Origin of the sequence: Sphingobium wenxiniae, from assembly GCF_007830065.1 — a bacterium.
GTDB classification, from domain to species: Bacteria; Pseudomonadota; Alphaproteobacteria; order Sphingomonadales; family Sphingomonadaceae; genus Sphingobium; species Sphingobium wenxiniae.
Genome location: NZ_VLKK01000009.1, coordinates 126,803 through 148,097 on the forward strand (window position 1 = coordinate 126,803; position 21,295 = coordinate 148,097).

Genomic DNA, 21,295 nt, shown 5'->3' on the forward strand with positions numbered 1-21,295 from the left:
CCGCTTCTAGGGAAAAATGGTAAGCAAGCCGTGAAGAACGCGCCTATCCGCCCAGCACGTTGATCGTGAAGGCCAATATGCCAAGGTTGAAGACGAAGGCCGCGATGCAGTGAAAGATGACCAGGCGCCGCACTTCCATGCTGTTGATCGCCACATCCGACGTCTGGAAGGTCATGCCCAGCGTGTAGGAAAAATAGATGAAATCCCAATAGCGCGGCTCTTGGGTATCGGGAAAATCGATGCCGCCCTTGTCCTTACCCCGCTCATCGGCGAGATAGAAGATGTGGGCGTAATGCAGGGCATAGACATGGTTGGAAAACAGCCATGCGAGCGCAAGCGTCGCCAGCACAAGCGCGATCACGGCCCGGTCCGGCCCGCCCTGCTGGCTGACCGCCACCCCGACCGCGACCAGTATGACAAGCGAAACGATGCCGGTCAGGACCAGCATCAGTTCGCGATTGGCGTCATTGGCGGCTGCGTTGCGACGCATCATCTGCGGATCGGCATCCAGCAGCGCAATGGTAGAAAGCAGGAAAGCCAGCGCCGCCACATCGAAACCGGCCATTGCCGCACCATGCCATGGCAGCACCAGCGCGAACGGCGCGATGGTGACCAGCAAGGCCAGGAACATGACATAGCGCCACGGAAAGAGGGGGGATCGTTTCATGCCTCCTATGGAAGGCGCAAAGCGGGCGCGATGCAAGAGGGGAAGGATAATGAGGGGTGGCGCGGCGCGCATTTGGCTGTAAGGAACAGATCATGACCAAAAGGCGCGGGGCATGATCGCGAAACTCAAGGGACGGCTGGACAGCGCCGGCATCGACCACGCCATCATCGACGTGGGCGGCGTGGGCTATCTGGTCGGCGCATCGTCGCGCACATTGGCCGCTTTGGGACCGGTGGGCGAAGCCGTGACCGTGCACACCGAAATGCTGGTGTCGGAGGATTCGATCCGCCTCGTCGGCTTTGCGCGGGGGGAGGAGCGCGACTGGTTCCGCCTGCTGATCGGCGTGCAGGGCGTGGGCTCGCGGGTGGCGCTGGCCATCCTGTCGGCGCTGGAACCGCTGGAACTGCACCGCGCGGTCGCGGCGGGCGACAAGGCGATGGTCGCGCGGGCCAATGGCGTCGGCCCCAAGCTGGCGCTGCGGATCGTCAATGAACTGAAAGACAAGATCGGCGTGGCGCCCACGGCCGCCGGGCCTCTGGGGTCGGGCGGCGTTTCGATTTCGGCAGGCGGATATAGTGCCGATGCCTTGTCCGCGCTCCAGAATCTGGGCTTCCGCCCCGCCGAAGCCAGCGCGGCAGTGGCTGCGGCGGAAGAGGAGCTGGGCGAGGAGGCAACCCTTGACGCGCTGGTCCGCCTCGCCCTGCGGAAGGCGGCGAAATGAGCGACGAGGACCGCCTGATCGCCTCCACCCGCCGCGCCGAGGATGTGGACGCGGCGCTACGTCCCAGGACGCTCGACGAATTTATCGGGCAGAAGGCGGCGCGGGAGAATCTGCGTATCTTCATCGAGGCGGCGAAGGGGCGCGGCGAGGCGCTGGACCATGTGCTGTTCTTCGGCCCGCCCGGCCTTGGCAAGACGACGCTGGCGCAGATCGTCGCGAAGGAAATGGGCGTGGGCTTCCGCGCCACGTCCGGCCCGGTGATCGCCAAGTCGGGCGATCTTGCCGCGCTGCTCACCAATCTGGATGAAGGCGACGTGCTGTTCGTGGATGAGATCCACCGGCTCAACCCCGCGGTTGAGGAAGTGCTCTATCCCGCGATGGAGGACCGCGCGCTGGACCTGATGATCGGCGAGGGGCCGTCGGCGCGGTCGGTGCGGATCGACCTGCCCCGCTTCACGCTGGTCGGCGCGACGACGCGGCAGGGATTGCTGACGACGCCGCTGCGCGACCGCTTCGGGATTCCGGTGCGTCTGCAATTCTATACGGTGGAGGAACTGGAACTGGTGGTGCGACGGGCCGCGCGATTGCTGGACCTTGGCATCACCCCCGACGGCGCGGTGGAGATCGCGCGCCGGTCGCGAGGCACGCCGCGCATCGCGGGCAGGCTGCTGCGCCGGGTGCGCGACTTCGCCAATGTCGCGGGCGCGGCGGCGGTCGACGCGAAAGTCGCGGACGCGTCGCTCAGCCGGCTGGAGGTCGATCATCTGGGGCTGGACCTCATGGACCGGCGTTACCTGACGATGATCGCGGACATCTATCGCGGCGGGCCGGTCGGCGTGGAGACGCTGGCGGCGGGCCTTTCCGAACCGCGCGACACGATCGAGGAAGTGATCGAGCCTTATCTGATCCAGCTTGGCCTCATCGCCCGGACGGCGCGGGGGCGTTGCCTGAACGGTCCCGGATGGAAGCATCTGGGCCTCAATCCGCCCGCCGGATCACAGGACGGCCTGTTCGACTGAAACCCCAAAACAGCATGGCCGTTACGGCAGAGCGCCGTTATAGCTGCACGGGCGACAGGCGCGCGGCGGAACGGGCCGATAACAGGAGTGGGCCTTTGAGGGCAATTGAACGCTTTCCCAATCTGGTGACGATGTTCTTTGCGCGCGCGAAGGAGATGGGCGACGCCCCCTTCCTGTGGCGCAAGAAGGACGGCGCATGGCGTTCGATGAGTTGGACGGACGTCGCCTATGACGTGGCGGCGCTGGCGAGCGCGCTCCGGGCGCAGGGGCTGAAACCCGGAGACCCGGTGATGCTGGTGAGCGAGAACCGGCCGGAATTCTGCATCGCCGATCTGGCCATCATGGCGGCGGGCGGCGTCACCGTGCCGACCTACACCACCAACACCACGCGCGATCATCAGCATATCCTGACGGACAGCGGGGCGCAGGCGGTGATCGTGTCCACCGCGAAACTCGCCGCCACGCTGATGCCCGCCGTGCTGCGGTCGCAGGCGCGCTTCGTGATCGGCATGGAACCGGTGCGCGGGGCGCAGGGCCAGATCGCCTGCCATTTGTGGAGCGACCTGATCGCCGCGCATCCCACCGATGTCGAGGCCTGCGCGCTGGAGCAGACGGCGGGACGCGAAGATCTGGCCTGCATCATCTACACCAGCGGCACGGGCGGCGCGCCGCGCGGGGTGATGCAGCATCACGGCTCGATCCTCTGCAATATCGAGGGCGCCGCAAAGCTGGTCGCGGAGGATTTCGGATGGGATGACGAGGTTTTCCTGTCCTTCCTCCCCCTCTCCCACGCTTATGAGCATAGCGGCGGGCAGTTCCTGCCGATCATGCTGGCGGCGCAAATCTATTATTCCGAAGGGCTGGAAAAACTCGCCTCCAATATAGAGGAGACGCGGCCCACCATCATGGTGGTCGTCCCCCGCCTGTTCGAAGTGCTGCGCGCGCGGATCATCAAGTCGATCGAGAAGCAGGGGAAGCTCCCCCATTTCCTGCTGCAACAGGCGCTGCGGATCGCCGCGAAGGAGCAGCGCGGGGCGAAATCGTTGCTGGACCTGCCGATGAAGGCGCTGCTGTCGCGGACGTTGAGGCCCAAGGTGGCGAAGCGCTTCGGCGGGCGGATGAAGGCGCTGGTGTCGGGCGGCGCGCCGCTCAATCCCGATGTCGGGCTGTTCTTCGAGGCGATGGGGCTGACGCTGCTGCAAGGCTATGGCCAGACGGAGGCGGGACCGGTCATCAGTTGCAACCGGCCCGCCGCCGGCATCGCCATGGACACGGTCGGACCGCCGCTGGATGGCGTGGAAGTCAGAATCGCCGAGGATGGCGAGATATTGGCGCGCGGCGAACTGGTGATGCACGGTTACTGGCGCAATCCGGCGGAAACGGAAAAGGTGCTGAAGGACGGCTGGCTGCACACCGGCGACATTGGCGAGATCGATGCGCGCGGGCGCATCCGCATCACGGATCGCAAGAAGGACCTGATCGTCAATGACAAGGGCGACAATGTCGCGCCCCAGAAGGTCGAGGGGATGCTGACCCTGCAACCCGAAATCGGGCAGGCGATGGTGTCGGGCGACCGGCGGCCCTATCTGGTGGGGCTGGTCGTGCCAGACGCGGAATGGACGCGCGAATGGGCGGCGGCGCAGGGCAAGAGCGTTGAAGGGGTCGAGAGCGATCCGGCCTATCTGACAGCGCTGCGGACGGCGGTGGACCGGGTGAACCTGGACCTGTCCGTGATCGAACGGGTGCGGCGCTTCATTCTGGCGGACGAGCCTTTCTCCATCGAGAATGAGGAATTAACCCCGTCGATGAAAATCCGGCGCCACGTCATCCGCAAACGCTATCAGGAGCGGCTGGACGCGCTCTACAGGGCGTAGGGAATTTGCAGGTTCAAGGTCTGTTTTCGGCCATTTGCAGACATCAAAATGTCTTGATTGCCCACCTGCAAGCGGACATTCTTCCATAATCCTGACCAACGGTGGATTGAATGGCAAACGGACGGCACATTCCCTTATTCACGCTGAGCCTCTTTGTGATATCCTGCCATCCGCATGCGCCCAATATCGTAAAATTTGATGACCCCGCCATACAGAAGGCCTATGGCGAACCCCACTATGGCGATGTTCATGAAATACGGGGAAAGGTAAATTTATTTTTTGAAGTATCTTCAATAAATATGTGTCGACCTTTCCAAAAATCATGTAATCTTTACTATAATCCTAATAGAGATGAACTAGCCGAATGCTGGCTCGAAATGTCGGAAAAGGCTGTCCCCTCATCAAAATGGGAAAATATTAAAAACGGTGACTTTGTTCGCATTCAAGGTCGCGTGACTATATCGAACGGTATTTTTGGTCATCTAGGACAGTATCCCTGTCAGGTCGAAGTTGAAGCCGTGCTCGATACCTATTCAAAAGCCCCGCCCGGTTGGGGGCCGGATGTCGCCCGTTTCAACCCCATCGTGGCTGTCCCCTAACCACCCATAACCACCCATAACCACCAAGCGAACGCTATTTGCCCGGTGCGCGATAGGGAATGAAGTCGCCCAGCGCGCAGCTTCCCGTCGTCATGCCGATCGTGAGGTCCGCGCTTCTCGCGATGTCGCCCCGGCAATATTGCGATCCGAACGGCCGAATGATCATCGTGTCGCCGCGCGTCAGGCCGGGACAACTGCCGATCAACTCATTCTTGTAGATGAGCCTGTTGCTCATCTTGTAAAGGACGATGTTGCCGCTGATGGCACGGAAACTGCCCTGCGGCTGCATGGAGACACAGCTCACCTTTTCGCCAGGCACTTTTCCAGCGAGCGCTTTTTCCAGTTCCGCCGTCTGCTTTTCCGTCAGCCGGGGCGCTTCATAGCTCCCCGCGCAAGCCCCCAGCAACAGCGGTGCAAGCATGATCCCGAGACGCATGACGACTCTCCTGTTTCCTGTTCCCAAGACGGCAGGATAGAGCAAAAACCGTCAGGCGGCATCCTTTGCCGCGCGCCTTTGCGCCAATTCCGCCACGTCGCGCGCGCGCATGAAGATATTGGTGTCCCGTTCCAGTCCGATGGTGGTCGGCACGGTCGCCTCCCCCCGCGCCCGCGCAGCCTCGACGGCCTCCATCCTTGCACGCAGGACGGCATTGTCCGGCTCGACGGTCAGGGCGAAGCGGCCATTGGATTGCGTATATTCATGCGCGCAATAGACGGTGGTGTCGCCCGGCAGGGCCGCAAAGCGCTGCATATTCGCGAACATCTGCGCCGCTGTGCCTTCGAACAGGCGGCCGCAGCCCATGGCGAACAGCGTATCGCCTACGAAGATGATCCCGTCATCGGCCAGATGATAGGCGATATGGCCCGCCGTATGGGCCGGAACCGCCATCACCTGCGCGACATGATCGCCGATGCGGACGCTGTCCCCTTCCGCCACGGTCCGATCGAGCGTGTCGATCTTCGCGGCCTCCGCCGCCGGGCCGGTGATGGTGCATCCTGTCGCCGCCTTGATCGCCGCATTGCCGCCGACATGATCGCCATGCCAGTGCGTGTTCCAGATCTGGCCGATGGTCCAGCCGCGCTGCCGGGCGGCATCCAGCACCGGCTCCGCCACGGCGGGATCGACCGCGACCGTGTCGCCGCTGGCCGGGTCATGGATCAGCCAGACATAATTGTCGGAAAGGACGGGGATGCGGACGACTTCCAGCATGGCGCTCACCAAACCCCGATGTTGGGCATCGACGCCCACGGCTCGGCCGGTTCCAGACGGCCGTCCTGCAACAGTTCGATGGAGATGTTGTCGGGCGTGCGGACGAACGCCATATGCCCGTCGCGCGGCGGGCGGTTGATCGTCACGCCGGCATCCATCAGGCGCTGGCATGTCTCGTAGATATTTTCGACCCGATAGGCGAGATGCCCGAAATTGCGGCCGCCCGCATAGTCCTCCGGCGCGCTGCCGTCCGCCGCGGGCCAGTTCCAGGTGAGTTCGACCTGCGCATCCTCGTCACCCGGCGCGGCGAGGAAAACCAGCGTGAAGCGCCCCTGCTCATTGTCGAACCGCTTCTGCTCCTCAAGGCCGAGGAGATTGAAGAAGGCGATCGTCTTGTCGACATCGGTAACGCGGATCATCGTATGCAGATATTTGGGCAAGGAACACTCCATTCGTCGCCATAGGCAACGGTTCAACCTCATCGCAGCAGGAACGCTTTCCAAGATAGGACGGGTTGGCCGGAGAAGGAAGGGGGAGGATTGATATGAGGGGTGCGCGACTTCGGAAAAGACGCGGACCTTCATGACGTCCTCCGCGATTGCCCGTCAGCCCGCCGACGCCGCCAGCCGCTCGGCCCGCCGCTTCTCGCGCAGGGCTTCGAAATCCTCCGAAGCGAAAAGCGCCAGTTGCTGGGTCAATTCCCTGCGGATCGCGCCCCGCACGCCGTCCGCCCATATCTCGTCGACCAGCTCCTTGGCCGCCAGCACGGCGCGCCATGGCTTTGCCATGATGTCCCGCGCCAGTTTCTCGACATGATCGTCCAGTTCCTCCAGCGGGACGATGAAATCGACCAGACCCCAGGAAAGGGCGGTTTCGGCATCGACCGCCTTGCCGGTCATCAGCATCCATTTCGTCCGGGACGGACCGATCAGCGACATGGCGAGCGCGGAACCGCCCTGGTCCACCGCCAGGCCATAATTGACCTCCGGCAATGCGATGCGCGTGGTCGGGGCGGCGATGCGCATGTCCGCGACCAATGCATATTCCGCGCCGCCGCCATAGGCCGCCCCTTTCAGCGCGGCGATGATCGGCTTGCCCAGATCGACCAGCATTTTGATCTTCCGCTGCCCGTCCGTCATATATTGATGATGGGTCACGCCGGCGGGCCGTTCGCCCATTTCCCGAAAGTCACGGCCGGAGCAAAAGGATTTGCCTTCCCCGCGCAGGATGACGACCTTCACGTCCCGGCGATCGCGGGCTTCCTCGATCGCCCGGTGAAATTCCACGCCGAAGGCGTCATGGAATGCGTTGTGAACATCGGGGCGATTGAAACTGATGACGAACAATCCGTCGTCGAAGCGGGTTTCCACAAAGCTCATGAGTCTCTCCTCTTCAATGGACGGCCGGGGCAGCTTCCACCGGCGCATGCCGGGTCAATTCGTCATCGGCCTGCCGCAGATAGCGCAGGCCGATCACCATCATGGCGATGGCGACGATCATGCCGGTGCTGCCGACCAGCGTGATCGAAAGGCCAAGGCGCGCTTCGTCGCCAATCACATATTGCGTGACGAAACCGACCATCGTCGGTCCGATGGACAGGCCCACCAGACCGAGCACGGCCATGAACAAGCCCGATATGCTGCTGCGAAAAGCGGATGGCGTCACCAATTGCAGCGATGTCGCCGAAAGGCCGCTGAAGGGCACGACCAACAGGTGCAGCACCGTATATCCCGCGACGAAGGCATAGGGCGAACTGTAGAAATAGCATGTCGCCATGACCGGCAGCGCGATGAGCTGCATCGTGATGAAGACGCGAAACACGGCGTCCCGCACACCGCGGGCATAGAGATGATCGACCAGCGCGCCCGATAGCAGATGGCTGACGATGGATGACGCCATGGTGCCGATCCCCAGATAGGCGCCGATCTGCGGACGCCCCCAGCCGAACGTCCTCGCCATATGTTCGGGCGACCATGCGGCCAGGCTGTAGGCGACCATGCCGGTCGCGCAGAAGGCCGTGAAATGGCAGATGAGAAAGGCCCGGCGCGACCGGATGAACGGCAATAATTCGCGCATGGTCACGCGGGGCTTCGCGCCGGCGGCATTGGCCGGACGCGGATCGCGGATCGCCAATATGATCGCGATCAGCACCACCCCCGGCGCGCCCGTCGCGATCAGCACCAGTTGCCACGGGCGCAAACCGTCGAGCAGGGGAATGAACGGCACGCCGTCAGCGAAGAGATGCAGCAGCCATCCGCCCAGCACCAGCGCCAGCCCACCGCCCAGGGTGCCGCCGATGGCAAAGACGGAAATCGCAAGACCGAAGCGCTTGCGCGGAAAGCTGTCTCCGATCAGGCCGTAGGAGCCTGGGGCAATCGACGCCTCCCCGGCCCCAACCAACATGCGGGCCAGGAAAAGATGCGTAAACGAGGATGCAAGCCCGCAGGCCATGTTCGCGAGGGACCACAGGCCCACGCCGACCGCCAATATCCGCTTCCGCGCAAAGCGATCGAGCATATAGCCGAAGATCGGTCCCCCTATGACGTAGAAGATACCGAAAGCCGGGCCAAGCAACAATCCGGCCTGAAAATCGCCCAATTTCAGATCGCTCTTTATGCCGCCGATCAGCAAGGAGAGGACCTGGCGATCGATCATCGCGAATATATACACGAACAGCAGTGCAAATACCGTCCACCAAGGAGATCTGATTATTTGCATCGCACTCTCCAAGGCCGCGAAATGCTATTCACGGTATATTATGGTTTTACGTTCATTTTTATTTGGAACCGGCTGTATACTGCCAGATATTGACCGCTAGTATCCGGCTTCGGCCATTTCCTGCCGAAGCTGTTCGTAAACAATCGCGGGGTCCAGCACGGCCGAGAGGATATCGATCTGCGCCTTGCGCAACAGGTCGCGGGGCGTCGCGGGATAGTTGCTTTCCGGGTCATACAGCCCATTGACGGCGGCAAGCCTGTCGACCGCCGCCACGACGACGGCAATCCGGCCGGCCAGACGCTGGGTGGGGCCGTCCAGCGGAACGCGCCGCACGATCAGCGCCGAAGCCAGGAGCGCATTCATCAACTCTTCTATGAATGTGCGGCGCATATAGCGAAATGCGGCATTGCCCCGGTCGGCTTCCATGTTGCGGATCGACAGGATCGATCGATGCCGCAACCAATATTCATCATAGGCATCGACAAACCGTTCGGCCACGATCCGCGCATCCCGCATATCTCCGCGCGGCTGGATCGCATCGATGATCGTTCGGGAATCGAGTGTCACTTCATGGCACAGCGCATGGATGATCGACCCTACATCGGTGAAATATTTGTAGAATGTCGCTGGAGAGAGGCCCGCGCGATGCGCAACGGCCGACGATGTGAGCGCAACGGCCGAGCCATGCTCCAGCAGCGCGCGCGCGGAATCCATCAGGCGGCGGCGGGTCGACGCGCCCTTGGGTCCCAGGCGCGCAAAGTCATCGACCCCGTCCTCGCTGGCGCTATAGGCAGTCATCAGCGCGCGCCTCGCGCGGGGCGCCTTCGTCGGCCAGCTGTTTTTGACCGTGCGTTCACCGACAGTCATCCTCTCATTTGCGGAGGAATTATGTCGCGATGGCGATCCGTGTGCAAGGCGGAAGGATTGGAACATTTCACTCATGATTGCCTCCTTTGCGCGATGCGGGCGGATCGTCGATGTTGCATTGCCGTTGCATCAGATCACGCGTCGCGCGCGCAGCGCCGCGATCTCCATGCCGTTCATCCCAAGCATGTCATGCAGCACTTCGTCATTATGCTCCCCCAGCAGCGGAGGATGACGGTCATACCGCACCGGAGTGTCCGACAGCCTCACCGGATTGGCGATGCCCGGCACGCTGCCCGTCGGGGAAAGGGGATGAGGCATATCGATCAATATGCCCCGATGGCGCACCTGCGGATCGTCGAACACATCGGCATAATCGTTCACCACGGAACAGGCGACATGCGCTTCCACCAGCGCATCCATCAATGGACGGCGATCCCACTGGAGCACCAGATCCGACAACAGCCCGGTAAGCTCCGATCGGTGGAGATAGCGGTCATGAAGATCGACGAAGCGCGGATCATGGCCCAGTTCCGGCGCGCCCAGCACTCGGCAAAGGTCGACGAAATTATGGTTGTTTCCGGCGGAGATATAGATTTCCCCGTCCCGGCACTTGAACACCTGCGCCGGTCCGCCGCCATTGCCTTCATTCCCGCGCCGTTCGGGCACGCGGCCGCTGATGAGATAGTTGGACATTAGGTGCGACTGGCACGCGACCGCCGTATCCAGCAGCGCGACATCGATATACTGCCCCTCTCCCGACACGCGATCGCGATGCAGCAGCGCGGCCAGGATGCCTACCGCGGCATTATATCCCGTCATCACGTCCATCAGGCTGGGGCCGGTCTTCATGGGGCCAGCGCCGGGCATACCGTCGGGGATGCCGGTCACGCTCATCATCCCGCCATGCGCCTGGAACACCGCGTCGAAGCCGGGGCGCGACGCATAGGGGCCGTCCTGGCCATAGCCAGTGACCGAACAATATATGATGCGCGGATTGATGGCGCGGATCGACGCATAATCCAGTCCGAACCGCTCGGTGGTGCCGGCAATGAAATTCTCGACGAACACGTCGCATTGCGCCGCCAGATCCTTGATGATCTGCTGTCCTTCGGCGCTGGACAGGTCGACCGTGACGGATTTCTTGTTGCGGTTCGCGCACAGGTAGAAGGACGATTCCCGCGTCTTGCGCCCTTGCGCATCCATCAGGAAGTCGGGACCGTATAGCCGCCCCATGTCGCCTCCCTGGGGCCGTTCGACCTTGATGACCTCTGCGCCCATGTCGCCCAATATCTGCGTCGCCCACGGCGCGGCCAGCACCCGGCCCAGGTCGAGGACACGGATACCCGAAAGAGCGCCGCCAGTCTGTTCACCGCCCGTCATGCTCACCGCCCCTGGAACACGGGTTTGCGCTTTTCCCGGAAGGCGGCGATGCCCTCCCTGCAATCGGCGCTGGATGCGCCCAGCGGGACCAGATCCAGTTCCGCGGCGATCATCTGTTCCACGCTGACGATTCCGGAGGCGAGCGCCGACTTGATCAGGGCGATCGGGATCGGCGCGGGGTCGGCGAACGCGGCTGCCAGTTCCAGGGCGCGGTCCAGAACGCCGCCCGTTTCAGCCAGTTCGTCGGCCATGCCGATCCGCACCGCTTCCGCGCCGTCCGACACGGACGACAGCATCATCATCCGCCGCGCGCGCGTCTTGCCCACGCGCTCGACCAGCGAATACAACATGCCCATGTCGGGCACGAGGCCGATCCTGGTGAAGGACATGCCGAACCGCGATGTGGGCGCCGCCACCACCAGATCGCAGGCCAGCGCGATGGAACAGCCAGCGCCGAACGCGTCGCCTTCCACGGCGGCGATCACGGGCTTGGATGCGGTGGTGATGATGCGAAACAGCTCCATCACCTCCTTCATATTCTCGCGCGTTTCCATCGCGGTGGGCGGCGCAGGACGCGCCGCCACGCGGGAAAGGTCCGCGCCTGTGCAGAAATGCCCGCCCGCTCCGGTCAAAATGATCGCGCGCACCTGCGGGTCCGCGGAGAGGCGCTTGAGCGTCGCCGTGAGCGTGCGGCGCATTTCGGGATAGAATGCATTGCGGCGGCCCGGATTGTTCAGCGTCAGGATCGCGGTCGTCCCGATGCGGGCGGCGCCGACGCCCTCCTCGAAAACCGCATCTTCGCCCGCCTGCGCGGCCAGAGCATCAGTCATCGAAATGCACCTCGCCATCGCCGAAGGGTTCGTCGCGCTGACGCAGCGCTTCCTTCAATCCCTTCTCCCGCGCCAAGGCCATGAATGCGGGCAGTGCCGGGGATTGATGGGCGCGCACGTCATTTTCCGACGCAAGCCGCTGGAGCGTGGTGAACCCCATCAATTCCATGCCGACATTGACGATGCGCTTATGCGCGGCCGTCAGCGCCGGATCGACCAGCGCGATGCGGCGGGCAAGGGCATCGACTTCCGCATCCAGTTTCCCCGGCGGAACCGCCTTCAGCACCAGGCCGATCCGGGCGGCGTCCTTGCCGCGAATGACGTCGCCGGTCATCAGCAGCCGCTTCGCCCATTGCGGTCCCACATGATACAGCCACATATGGTTGGCCGGCGAACCCAAGGCCCGGGTGGCGGGAAACCCTATCCGCGCATCGTCGGCGGCGATGAGGATGTCGCAATTCAAGGCGACATCGGTCGCGGCGGCCAGACAATTGCCGGTGATCTTCGCGATGACCGGCTTGTGCATCTTGAACAATATCTGCCGCGTGTCGCCTCTCAGGGTCGTGCGCCAGATGTCGTTCTCCACGCTGTCCCCGGCCCTGTAGTCGGCTGGATCATAGTCCCCGCTCGCCGCCCCGCCGGCAATGTCGGCACCGGCGGAGAAATTGCCGCCCGCACCCTGAAGGACCACGCATCGCACGCTGGAAAGATCGTCCGCCTCCATCATCGCCGCCTTCAGGCCGTCGAGCATCTCGATGGTGATGGCGTTACGCTTTTCCGGGCGGTTGAGCGTGACATAGGCCACGCCCCCTTCCCGCACGTCCATGCTGATATGCTCATGCCCGCTGAACCACTTGCCCATCATATCCGTCTCTATCGTTATGGCAGCAGGAGCTGCGCGTTGTTGACGAAGAAATCCTCGGCATAAGCCGGGTCCATCCGGTCGATCCATTTGCGGAACTTGCCGATCGGGTCCTTGCTGCCTTCCAGATGCGGGTAATCGGTGCTGTAGGTATAGACCTCCTTCAGCCCGAACCGATCCACCATCTTGGTCAGATCTTCATGCCAGAAGGGCGTCACCCGGACATTGCGCGCCAGATATTCGCTGGGGCGCATGTCATATCTGACGCCCAGCTTCGTCTGGAAATCGACCCAGATGTCCATCCGTTCCACCGCCGGTCCGACCCAGCCGGCGCCGAATTCGATGATGCCGAAACGCAGCCTGGGGAACCGTTCGAAAACGCCGCCCATGACCATGGTCTGCAAATAGAGTTCGGGCGCCATGTGGGCGACGAGCATGAAATAAGGGCTGATCGCTTCTTCGCCGCCTGCACGGATCGGGATGTCGGGCTTTTGGCCGGGGCCGTTCTTCAGCGCCGTCGAAAGCCCCCATCCGCGCTCAGGCAGCATCTCGTCGCTATCGCGGCCGGACAATAGGCCCTGCCCGCCCAGATGGATCGTCGCCGTCAGGTCCGCTTCCTGGATGCGCGCCCAGAAAGGGTCCCACATCGCATGGGACGGGGACACGCCCGCGGGCGGCCGATTGCAGGGCAGAACCAGTCCCTTCGCCCCCTTCTTCGCCACGCGATCGACTTCGCGGCACGCCCATTCCACATCGCCCATGTTGATCTGACACAGACCGCGCGCGCGCCAGCCGGTCGCCGCCGACCAATCGATGGCGAAGTCGTTATAGCGTTCGCAGGCTTCGCGCGCCCACGGGGCGTCGATGCGCATTTCCTCGCCGAAACTGTTGGGGAAAACGAGCTGTGTCTTCACGCCCAGCGCGTCCAGGGCCTCCACCCGTTCATGCGGATCGACGGCGCCGAGCGCGCTCAGCCCCTTTACTTCCCACAGATCCTTGCGGTTGCGGGCCTTGGCTTGCTTATGTTCGTCCGAATGCACGAACTTGCGGACATACTCCATGACGAAGCCGCCGCCCTCGGGCCCAAGGGTTTCGGAGAAGAGCTGGTCATATTCCGGCGGCTCCAGATAAAAATGCCCGTCCGTGTCGAGCATCCGCCCGAAGAACGGATCTTTACGGGCTTTCTCGTCGGTCGAGAGGGTATTTGTCGACATCTTCACACTCCTCGAATCAGCTTTTCTTGGATCGCGCCCAGTCGCGCACAGGCTCAAAGATCGGGAAACGCAGGCCGCGGCGAAGCCAGTTCGCGCCGTCGATCACCAGATTGTGCCCGGTGATGTAGGACGCGAAAGGCGAACAGAGAAAACAGGCGGCCCAGGCCAGTTCATGCAGCTCACCCACGCGCTGCGCCGGGATACGGTCCGCCATGTCGCTGCGTCCGGGCAGGTCCTTGAGGTTCTGGGGCTGGTCGTCATGGGGGAAGTTGCCCGGCATCAGGCCGTTCACCCTTATGCCGTCCGGCGCCCATTCGACGGACAGCGACTGGACCAGATTGGCGACCCCCGCCTTGGCGGCGGCGGACGGCGCGGCGCCCGGTCCACCCGTCCAGGCATAGGTCGCGCCGATGTTGAGGATCGCTCCGGGCGCGCCCAGCGCGATCCGGCGCCGCGCGAATTCGGTGGAGCAGAAATAGGGACCGTCGAGCGTGATCTGCGTGATCGCGCGCCAACCGTTGGGCGACAGTTCCTCCGATGGAACCGGGAAATTGGCTGCGGCATTGTTGACCAGGATGGTGACAGGCCCCAACCGGCTTTCGACCTCATCGAACGCCGTCTTGACGGACTCGGCGGAGCGCACGTCGATGGCGACGCCGATCGCCTTGCCGCCGACTGCTTCGATCGCCGCGATTCCGCTCGCCCGATGCGCTTCGTCGCGGCTGGCGATCGCCACCGTGCCGCCCAGGCGGGCAAAGCCCGTCGCGATCGCCTTGCCAAGGCCGGTGCCGCCGCCCGTGACCAATATGACATCGTGGGCGAATGTGTCCCTGGGGAGGAACGGGGCGTCCGCGCCCCTGGGTGGAGGAAGTGGCATGCCGTTTCTCCCGCTCAGAGTTTGGCCGATAGCGTCACGCCGAACCAGCGCGGCTTGGAATAGGAAACCGTGTCGGCAATCGTGCTGATCGTGTTGCTCTGAAAATAGAGCTGCTTGGTGAGGTTCTGGCCGAATACGCTCACGCTGAAATGATCGCCGGGCAGCGTATAGGTAATCGACCCGTTGACCACTTCATAAGCCGGCTGCACCACCCGGTTGCCCAGTTCCAGATAATATTTGGCGCTGAAGAGGGCGTTGCCGGCAAAGACGAGTTCGCCCCCGGCAATGTCTATGCCATAACTTGCGCCAAGATTGAGCGAGCGGCGGGGCGCGCGGATAAGATCATTGCCGCTGACGTCCCGCGAAACGGCACTGTTGCCGCCCACGGCAACGTCGTCGACAATCGTCGGGACGTTCACCGAAGCATTGGGGAAATCGGTAATGCGGGGACGCAGCAGCGACAGGCCGGCATTGAATTGCAGCCTGGGCGTCGGACGCCACACCGCAGTTGCCTCCAACCCCTTCACATCGGCTTCCGGCGCATTTTGCAGCACGCCCGAAAGCACGCCGTTGACCGTCGTGATCACCGTGGTCTGCAAGTTGGTATATTGATAGTGGAATGCTGCGGCCGTTACGGTCAATCCCGGCAGGAGCCGGGCCTTCCCGCCCACTTCATAAGCCTCTACCCGCTCCGGCTTGGCCGGAACCACGGCGCCGACGGCCGTTCCCGCGTTGAACGTGCCCGACTTATATCCTTCGCTGTAGGACGCATAGAGATTGGCATCCTCGCCGAACTCCCAGCGGACGACGGCCCGGGGCGAGACATCGGTATATTTGACCCGGCCATGGATCGCGGCGGCGGGCGGGGCGATGTAGGTCGATATGCGCTTGTCCTCGCTATACCGGATGCCGCCGGTCACGAACAATCGATCGAATATCTCGTATGTCGCCTCTCCGAAGGCGGAAAAGGCGCGGGTTTTCTGGCCATAGATCCGCGTCGAGCCATTAAGGACCTGGGGATCGTAGAAGCTGCGGCCCTGGAAGAAGCTGACGCCGCCGATCCATTGCAAGCGCGATCCCGGCGCGCTTGTGATGTTGAGTTCCTCGTTGCTCGAATGGGCCTTCAGATTCTGATCGTTGCTCTGATTGGCCCATGCCGACACGTCGAGATCGGAAATCGTGCGGATATGGCTCTTGGAATAGCTAGCCAGTCCTTGCAGCGTGGCAAATCCCAGATCGACCTTGGCATGACCGTCGACGAACCATGTCCTGGCCTTGAGCGTGGGCACGAAGTTGGTGGCCGTCCGATAAGGGACGGTGGGCACGGCGATGTCGATGGGGATCGCCGGATCGGGCGTCCGCCTGCCGACGGTGTTGCCGTTCAGCGGCTGGCCGGAAAAGGCCGAATTGTCCTCATTGCTGGAATAGAGGCCATTAAGCTGGAATTCCAGGCCGTCGCGCGGCACGAAAAAGAGCTTCGCCCGGCTGGCATAGGCTTTGCGGCCGCCGACGCGCTTGTCCAGAAAGACATTGTCGATGAACCCATGGTCGCGCACGCCCACGCCGGAAATGCTCCCCAGCAGCGTCCCGGATTTGTTGAGCGCGCCGGACAGGACGGCGGTGCCCTTGAGGTAGCCGAAACGGCCTGCGCTGATCGATGCCGATCCTTCCAGTTCGGGCTTGGGCGAATGGGTGATGATGTTGATTGCGCCGCCCGTCGCATTGCGTCCGAACAAAGTGCCCTGCGGCCCCTTCAACACCTCGATCCGTTCAATGTCGGCAAGTTCGAAGAAGGTCGACGCCTGTTCCGACTGCAATACGCCGTCGATGAAGATCGACACGTTCGGTTCGTCGCCCGGACCGGAATTGCGATTGCCGATACCGCGGATGGTCGGCTGCGTGAACGTGCTGGACCGGGCGATCAGCAGACCCGGAGTCACCAGCGTCAGATCCTGCGTGGTCGATGCGCCGGCCGCCTCAAGCTCCTTGCCTGAAATGGCCGTCACCGACATCGGCACGTCGACCAGCCGCTCCACGCGCCGCTGCGCCGTAACGACGATATCCGGATCGGCGACATTGGCCTGACCCGGCATGGCCGAAGACCCTTCGGCCTGGGCCATGACATGGCAAGGTGCGGCAGCAGCAAACACTATGCCCGCGATATTTCTGACGGTTGTCCCGCGCATTTCCTTCTCCCTCCGCGTTTGTCTTTTGCAAACGATTCGCCTTAGGGTGACGTCGGATGAAGATTTAGTCAACTAAGTTCAATTTTTTATAAAGTAAAACTCATTCACATTTTCGTGAAAACATTTCACATTTCCATATAATTTCACTTTGTTCCGTTATTATTATTTATTTTACTCAATTTATATTTATGATCTATTTTTAGTAATGATTTTATTAGTAATTTATAATTATAAATGTCGAATAATGGCGTATAGTCATGTGTATTTATTATTTTCGTAGAATATTCGTGGATACCCACCATGCGATCGTCACGCATCGGCTTCTCGACATCCGGAGTGCCGCCTGAGCAGCGCAGGAGCAACGCGGACGGACCGGCGGCACGCCCTGCATCGTCACGACCGAAGATTTTTACCCGAACCGATGCTCAGGCGTCAGGGCGCGGCCGGCAGCCGGGTGAGGTTATCCGCCGCCGCCTTGCCCGCCGGCGCTTCGGGGGCCAGTTTCACCGCCCGTTGCCAGGCCGAACGCGCAATATCCGCATGGCCGGTGAGGATCGCGATATTGCCTTCCTCCAGCGCGACGGACGCGTCATCGGGCGACAGTTGAACAGCCCGGGCGATATGCGCCTGCGCCAGCGGCATTTCTCCCATGCGCCGCGCCAGGGTGGCGGACAGCAACCAGCCGAGCGGGTCCCTGGGCGCCTGATCCAGCGCCACATCAAGCGATTCCCGCGCGCCCTTATTGTCGTTCAGCGCGACAAGGGCGCGGGCGCGGTCCAGATGCGCTTCGCCCTTTTCGATCCCGTCGGGCAAGCCGCGCGCCAGCGCCGCGTCGAAATCGGCCTTTGCCTTGACCGCATCGCCGCCTGCCAGCGCGGCATTGCCCGCCTGCGCCCAGAGCCGCGCGCTTTGCGCCATTTCGCCTGTGCGTTCGGCTTCGTCCGCCGCCTGTTCCAGCGCGACGATGGCGGGCGCCCAGCGTTCCGCGCGCGCATAGGCAAAGCCCATGCAATGCCGGGCGTAGAAACCGCCGCCTTCGATCCGCCATTTTTCCGCAAAGGCCACCCCTTGTTCCGGCGACTGGAGCGCGGCGTCGATGCAGGCCTGAAAAGGCGCGGCATATTTGGGCGGGACGGGGATCATGCCGTCCTTCGCCTCTCCCGACGTCCGGGGCGCGGGCGCGCTTTCCGCAGCGGCGGCGCGTGCTTCGACGGCCTCCTTGCGCTTGCGGTTCATCACCGCCTCGATCTCCGGATCATAGGCCTGGGGCATGAGCAGCAGGAGGGGAAGAAGGAAGGGCATCAGAAACTGTCCAGCAGGCTGGCGACGGTGCGGATCAACAAGGCGATGTCGCTGTCGCGCGAAAGGCGGTGGTCGCCGTCCTTAACCAGCAGCGTCTGCACATCGGATGAACGCACCTGCTTTGCGATCCGCAGCGCGACGTCCCAGGGCACGTCTGGATCAGCCTGGCCGTGGAGCAGGCGAATGGGGCAATCGAGCGCGATCTCGCTCTCCAGAAGCTTGAGCGCCTGTCCCGATTCCCAGAAGCCCAGCGTCGTCACATAAGGCTGATCGCCATAGGGCGTCGGCTCGACGAGGCGGCCTTGCGCGGCCAGCGTCGCCCGGTCGGCTTGCGGAAATCCCCATTCGGTGAAATCGGGCGCCGCCGCTATGCCCACGATCCCCGCCACGCGATCCGGCCGGGCGAGCGCAATCAGCAGGGCCAGCCATCCGCCCATGGATGATCCGACAAGGAGCAGAGGCCCCTGCGTCAGCCCATCGATCAGCGACAGGGCATCGTCGCGCCAGCTTGCCAGCGTGCCGTCCTCGAACGCGCCCTCGCTCGCGCCGTTGCCGGCATAGTCCAGCCGCAGCATGGCCCGCCCCGTGTCCGCCGCCCATTGATCCAGCGCGATGGCCTTGCCGCCTTCCATGTCCGACATATAGCCGGGCAGAAAGACGATGGTAGCGCCCTTCCCGGCCCGATGGCGATAGGCCAGCTTCAGCCCGTCGGGGCGCGGGAGGAAGGAAGGTGGAAGTGATGGCGGGGTATCGAGAATCTGATCCTCCTGCGGGATGGAAGCCTTTGCCGATCCTTTAGAAGGTCCGATGAGCGGAGTCAGAAAAATTATGGGTCGGATATGATTGACAGCCCCCCACCCAACGGCTAATCGCGCCCACCTACCCCGTGCCCAGATGGCGGAATTGGTAGACGCACCAGCTTCAGGTGCTGGCGATCGCAAGGTCGTGGAGGTTCGAGTCCTCTTCTGGGCACCATCAACTCATTCCCTGTTGTAGCTAAATAACTCGCCAAAATGGCGGAAAACTGCTACTTTTCAGCATATCTCGTCGCGGAGTGCGTCTCGATGTGTCTGGGCAGTTCACCGATTCTGTGTACCTTTCTGCGTCCATATGTGCGGCTAAGGCTACCGCTATGTACACGCGCCTCTGTTGAGGGGGCGCGGTCATGGCATTGAACGATGTCGCAATCCGCGCCCTGAAGCCTCAGAGTCGAAGCTATATGGTCACTGACGAGAAAGGGCTCTGCATCGAAGTCGCTGTAAGCGGATCGAAGTTGTGGCGCTTTCGCTATAGGTTTGCAGGCAAGCCGCGAAAGCTTGCGCTCGGACCGTATCCAGAGGTGTCGCTTAAAGACGCTCGCCGACTGCGAGACGAAGCCCGAAGCGCGGTGCGTGATGGGATAGACCCCGGAGTTGAGCGCAAAAATGCCAAGCTGACGGCCCGTTTCAACGCTGCCAACACGTTTGGCACGGTTGCAGAAGAATATATCGAGCACAAGCTGGTCAAAGAAGGGCGGGCCGCCGTCACAGTCGAAAAGGCGAAATGGCTGCTCCTCCAGATGAAGCCGATCTGGGACCAGCCCCTCGTCGAAATCAAGCCAGCGGAAGTCTTTGGCGTTCTTCGTCGCTTGGAGGGGCAGCGCAAGCATGAAACAGCCAAACGCTGCCGCTCGTTCACCAGCCGCGTGTTCCGCTATGCTGCGGCAACCGGGCGAGCAGACAGTGACCCGGCCGCAATGCTCAGCGGACAGTTGATTGCCCCAAAGGTGAAGCATCATGCGGCGATTCTTGAGCCGAAAAAGCTGGGGGAGTTGCTGCGGAGCATTGATGCCTTCGAAGGTGCCCCGATTACCCGGCTGGCACTGCAAATTGCGCCGCACGTCATGGCGAGGCCGGGCGAACTGCGACAGGCGACATGGGACGAGTTCGATCTCGACACCAAGATTTGGCGGATCAAGCCCGAGCGCATGAAGATGCGCCGTCCTCACGCTATTCCGCTGTCCGAGCAGGTTCTGAACTATCTGCGTGAGTTGCAGCAGTTCAGTGGGCCGGAAGGCTACGTTTTTCCAGCATTCCACACGACCCGTCGCCCAATGAGCGAAAACACGATGAACCAAGCGTTCCGCCGCATGGGCTACACCAGCGATGAAGTAACAGCGCACGGCCTGCGCACGACAGCCTCTACCCTTCTCAATGAAAGCGGGAAGTGGCATCCTGATGCGATCGAGCGCGCGTTAGCGCATGGGGATAGCGATGCCGTCAGAGGCATCTATAACCGCGGGCACTATTGGGATGATCGCGTCAAGATGATGACATGGTGGAGCGGTTATCTCGATCGACTTCGTGAAGGAGGTGAGATCGTTCCTTTTCGTGCGGAAGTTCAATAATGACTCATTGCCGCGTTAAATTCGATTGGAAGAGAATAGAGAGCATATCGGAACTTCCATTCGACAACGATCTTAGAAATGAAATAGAAAATAACTTTTCTTGGTTCAAACTGCGGAGTGAAGATTATGCTGAAGGCGTATCGTCCGATGAATTTGCGAACGCCAGAAAAGCACTGGGCTCACTATCTCGGACAAAATTCGCTCGATTTCAGATTGAACCAATTGAAAATGAGATAATGAACCGCCCCGGGTTTGTCGGAGGCCATTTGGTTTAAGTTACGCAGCCATGGGTTGGTCGTCCAGCATGGCATAATATCGTTCTTCGGCTTCGGCGGGCGGGATATTGCCGTTGGGCTCCAGCAGTCGTCGGTTGTTGAACCAGTCGACCCATTCCAGCGTGGCATATTCGACCGCTTCGAACGACCGCCATGGGCCTCGCCGGTGGATCACCTCGGCCTTGTAAAGGCCATTGATTGTCTCGGCCAAAGCGTTGTCATAGCTGTCGCCGACACTGCCAACCGACGGTTCGATACCGGCTTCGGCAAGGCGCTCGGAGTATCTGATCGAGACATATTGGCTGCCG

The 21,295-nt window shown here is 62.1% G+C and carries 21 protein-coding genes and 1 tRNA gene; 6 read left to right on the forward strand and 16 right to left on the reverse strand.

What is annotated here, in order from left to right; genetic code table 11:
- Window positions 1–43: 43 nt before the first annotated feature.
- Entirely contained in the window at window positions 44–667 is a 624-nt protein-coding gene (locus IQ35_RS13275) for a DUF1345 domain-containing protein (RefSeq protein WP_031290846.1), read from the reverse strand.
- Window positions 668–779: 112 nt separating this feature from the next.
- On the opposite strand from IQ35_RS13275, the gene ruvA reads away from it, so the two are divergent.
- The 4 genes from ruvA to IQ35_RS13295 all read left to right on the forward strand — a co-directional run bounded on the left by ruvA (window position 780) and on the right by IQ35_RS13295 (window position 4,880).
- A complete protein-coding gene (ruvA, locus tag IQ35_RS13280) occupies window positions 780–1,388 on the forward strand; it encodes a Holliday junction branch migration protein RuvA (protein WP_145074130.1) in 609 nt (202 codons plus the stop codon).
- The gene (ruvB, locus tag IQ35_RS13285) at window positions 1,385–2,407 is read left to right on the forward strand and encodes a Holliday junction branch migration DNA helicase RuvB (protein ID WP_062062156.1); all 1,023 of its coding nucleotides are present in this window, start codon (window positions 1,385–1,387) and stop codon (window positions 2,405–2,407) included. The genes ruvA and ruvB overlap by 4 nt, the downstream gene beginning before the upstream one ends.
- A 95-nt stretch (window positions 2,408–2,502) precedes the next feature.
- Window positions 2,503–4,281 carry an AMP-dependent synthetase/ligase gene (locus IQ35_RS13290; RefSeq protein WP_242003346.1) on the forward strand — a complete coding sequence of 593 codons (1,779 nt, stop codon included), beginning with the start codon at window positions 2,503–2,505 and terminating at the stop codon, window positions 4,279–4,281.
- Between the two features lie 110 nt (window positions 4,282–4,391).
- A complete protein-coding gene (locus IQ35_RS13295) occupies window positions 4,392–4,880 on the forward strand; it encodes a hypothetical protein (RefSeq protein ID WP_145074133.1) in 489 nt (162 codons plus the stop codon).
- 34 nt (window positions 4,881–4,914) lie between these two features.
- Here the strand turns inward: IQ35_RS13295 and IQ35_RS13300 are convergent, their stop codons facing one another.
- From IQ35_RS13300 to IQ35_RS13365, 14 genes are all read right to left on the reverse strand, one after another.
- Window positions 4,915–5,316, reverse strand: coding sequence for a hypothetical protein (locus tag IQ35_RS13300; protein ID WP_021244398.1), 402 nt, complete (start codon window positions 5,314–5,316; stop codon window positions 4,915–4,917).
- Window positions 5,317–5,367: 51 nt separating this feature from the next.
- The gene (gene gloB, locus IQ35_RS13305) at window positions 5,368–6,090 is read right to left on the reverse strand and encodes a hydroxyacylglutathione hydrolase (RefSeq protein WP_145074165.1); all 723 of its coding nucleotides are present in this window, start codon (window positions 6,088–6,090) and stop codon (window positions 5,368–5,370) included.
- Between the two features lie 5 nt (window positions 6,091–6,095).
- Complete coding sequence (locus IQ35_RS13310; RefSeq protein WP_021244396.1) at window positions 6,096–6,530, reverse strand: VOC family protein; 435 nt, start codon at window positions 6,528–6,530, stop codon at window positions 6,096–6,098.
- 165 nt (window positions 6,531–6,695) lie between these two features.
- A complete protein-coding gene (locus IQ35_RS13315; protein WP_021244395.1) occupies window positions 6,696–7,469 on the reverse strand; it encodes an enoyl-CoA hydratase/isomerase family protein in 774 nt (257 codons plus the stop codon).
- A gap of 13 nt (window positions 7,470–7,482) precedes the next feature.
- On the reverse strand, window positions 7,483–8,808 hold the full coding sequence (locus IQ35_RS13320; protein WP_059140370.1) for an MFS transporter: 1,326 nt from the start codon (window positions 8,806–8,808) through the stop codon (window positions 7,483–7,485).
- 96 nt (window positions 8,809–8,904) lie between these two features.
- Window positions 8,905–9,606 (reverse strand): TetR/AcrR family transcriptional regulator, encoded by a 702-nt coding sequence (locus tag IQ35_RS13325; protein WP_158636665.1) that lies wholly within the window; start codon window positions 9,604–9,606, stop codon window positions 8,905–8,907.
- A 198-nt stretch (window positions 9,607–9,804) separates the two neighbouring features.
- Window positions 9,805–11,055: a CaiB/BaiF CoA transferase family protein gene (locus IQ35_RS13330; protein ID WP_021244393.1), complete on the reverse strand. Its 1,251-nt coding sequence runs from the start codon at window positions 11,053–11,055 to the stop codon at window positions 9,805–9,807.
- 2 nt (window positions 11,056–11,057) lie between these two features.
- Window positions 11,058–11,885, reverse strand: coding sequence for an enoyl-CoA hydratase/isomerase family protein (locus IQ35_RS13335; protein ID WP_031290843.1), 828 nt, complete (start codon window positions 11,883–11,885; stop codon window positions 11,058–11,060).
- Entirely contained in the window at window positions 11,878–12,750 is an 873-nt protein-coding gene (locus IQ35_RS13340) for a crotonase/enoyl-CoA hydratase family protein (protein WP_242003347.1), read from the reverse strand. The genes IQ35_RS13335 and IQ35_RS13340 overlap by 8 nt, the downstream gene beginning before the upstream one ends.
- A gap of 14 nt (window positions 12,751–12,764) precedes the next feature.
- Window positions 12,765–13,961, reverse strand: a complete 1,197-nt coding sequence (locus IQ35_RS13345) for an amidohydrolase family protein (RefSeq protein ID WP_021244390.1) — start codon at window positions 13,959–13,961, stop codon at window positions 12,765–12,767.
- 16 nt (window positions 13,962–13,977) lie between these two features.
- Window positions 13,978–14,838, reverse strand: a complete 861-nt coding sequence (locus tag IQ35_RS13350) for an SDR family oxidoreductase (protein ID WP_145074136.1) — start codon at window positions 14,836–14,838, stop codon at window positions 13,978–13,980.
- Window positions 14,839–14,852: 14 nt separating this feature from the next.
- Window positions 14,853–17,024, reverse strand: a complete 2,172-nt coding sequence (locus IQ35_RS13355) for a TonB-dependent receptor (protein ID WP_145074139.1) — start codon at window positions 17,022–17,024, stop codon at window positions 14,853–14,855.
- A 432-nt stretch (window positions 17,025–17,456) separates the two neighbouring features.
- Window positions 17,457–18,326, reverse strand: a complete 870-nt coding sequence (locus IQ35_RS13360) for a tetratricopeptide repeat protein (RefSeq protein WP_145074142.1) — start codon at window positions 18,324–18,326, stop codon at window positions 17,457–17,459.
- Complete coding sequence (locus IQ35_RS13365) at window positions 18,326–19,084, reverse strand: alpha/beta hydrolase (protein ID WP_145074170.1); 759 nt, start codon at window positions 19,082–19,084, stop codon at window positions 18,326–18,328. Before IQ35_RS13365 ends, IQ35_RS13360 begins: the two co-directional genes overlap by 1 nt.
- A gap of 130 nt (window positions 19,085–19,214) precedes the next feature.
- Between IQ35_RS13365 and IQ35_RS13370 the strand changes: the two genes are divergently transcribed.
- A tRNA-Leu gene (locus tag IQ35_RS13370) sits at window positions 19,215–19,301 on the forward strand.
- A gap of 190 nt (window positions 19,302–19,491) precedes the next feature.
- A complete protein-coding gene (locus tag IQ35_RS13375; RefSeq protein WP_145074144.1) occupies window positions 19,492–20,712 on the forward strand; it encodes a tyrosine-type recombinase/integrase in 1,221 nt (406 codons plus the stop codon).
- 276 nt (window positions 20,713–20,988) lie between these two features.
- Here IQ35_RS13375 and IQ35_RS13380 read toward each other — a convergent pair.
- Window positions 20,989–21,295, reverse strand: a 307-nt coding sequence (locus tag IQ35_RS13380; protein WP_145072831.1) for an integrase core domain-containing protein, incomplete at its 5' end; no start/stop codon positions are given.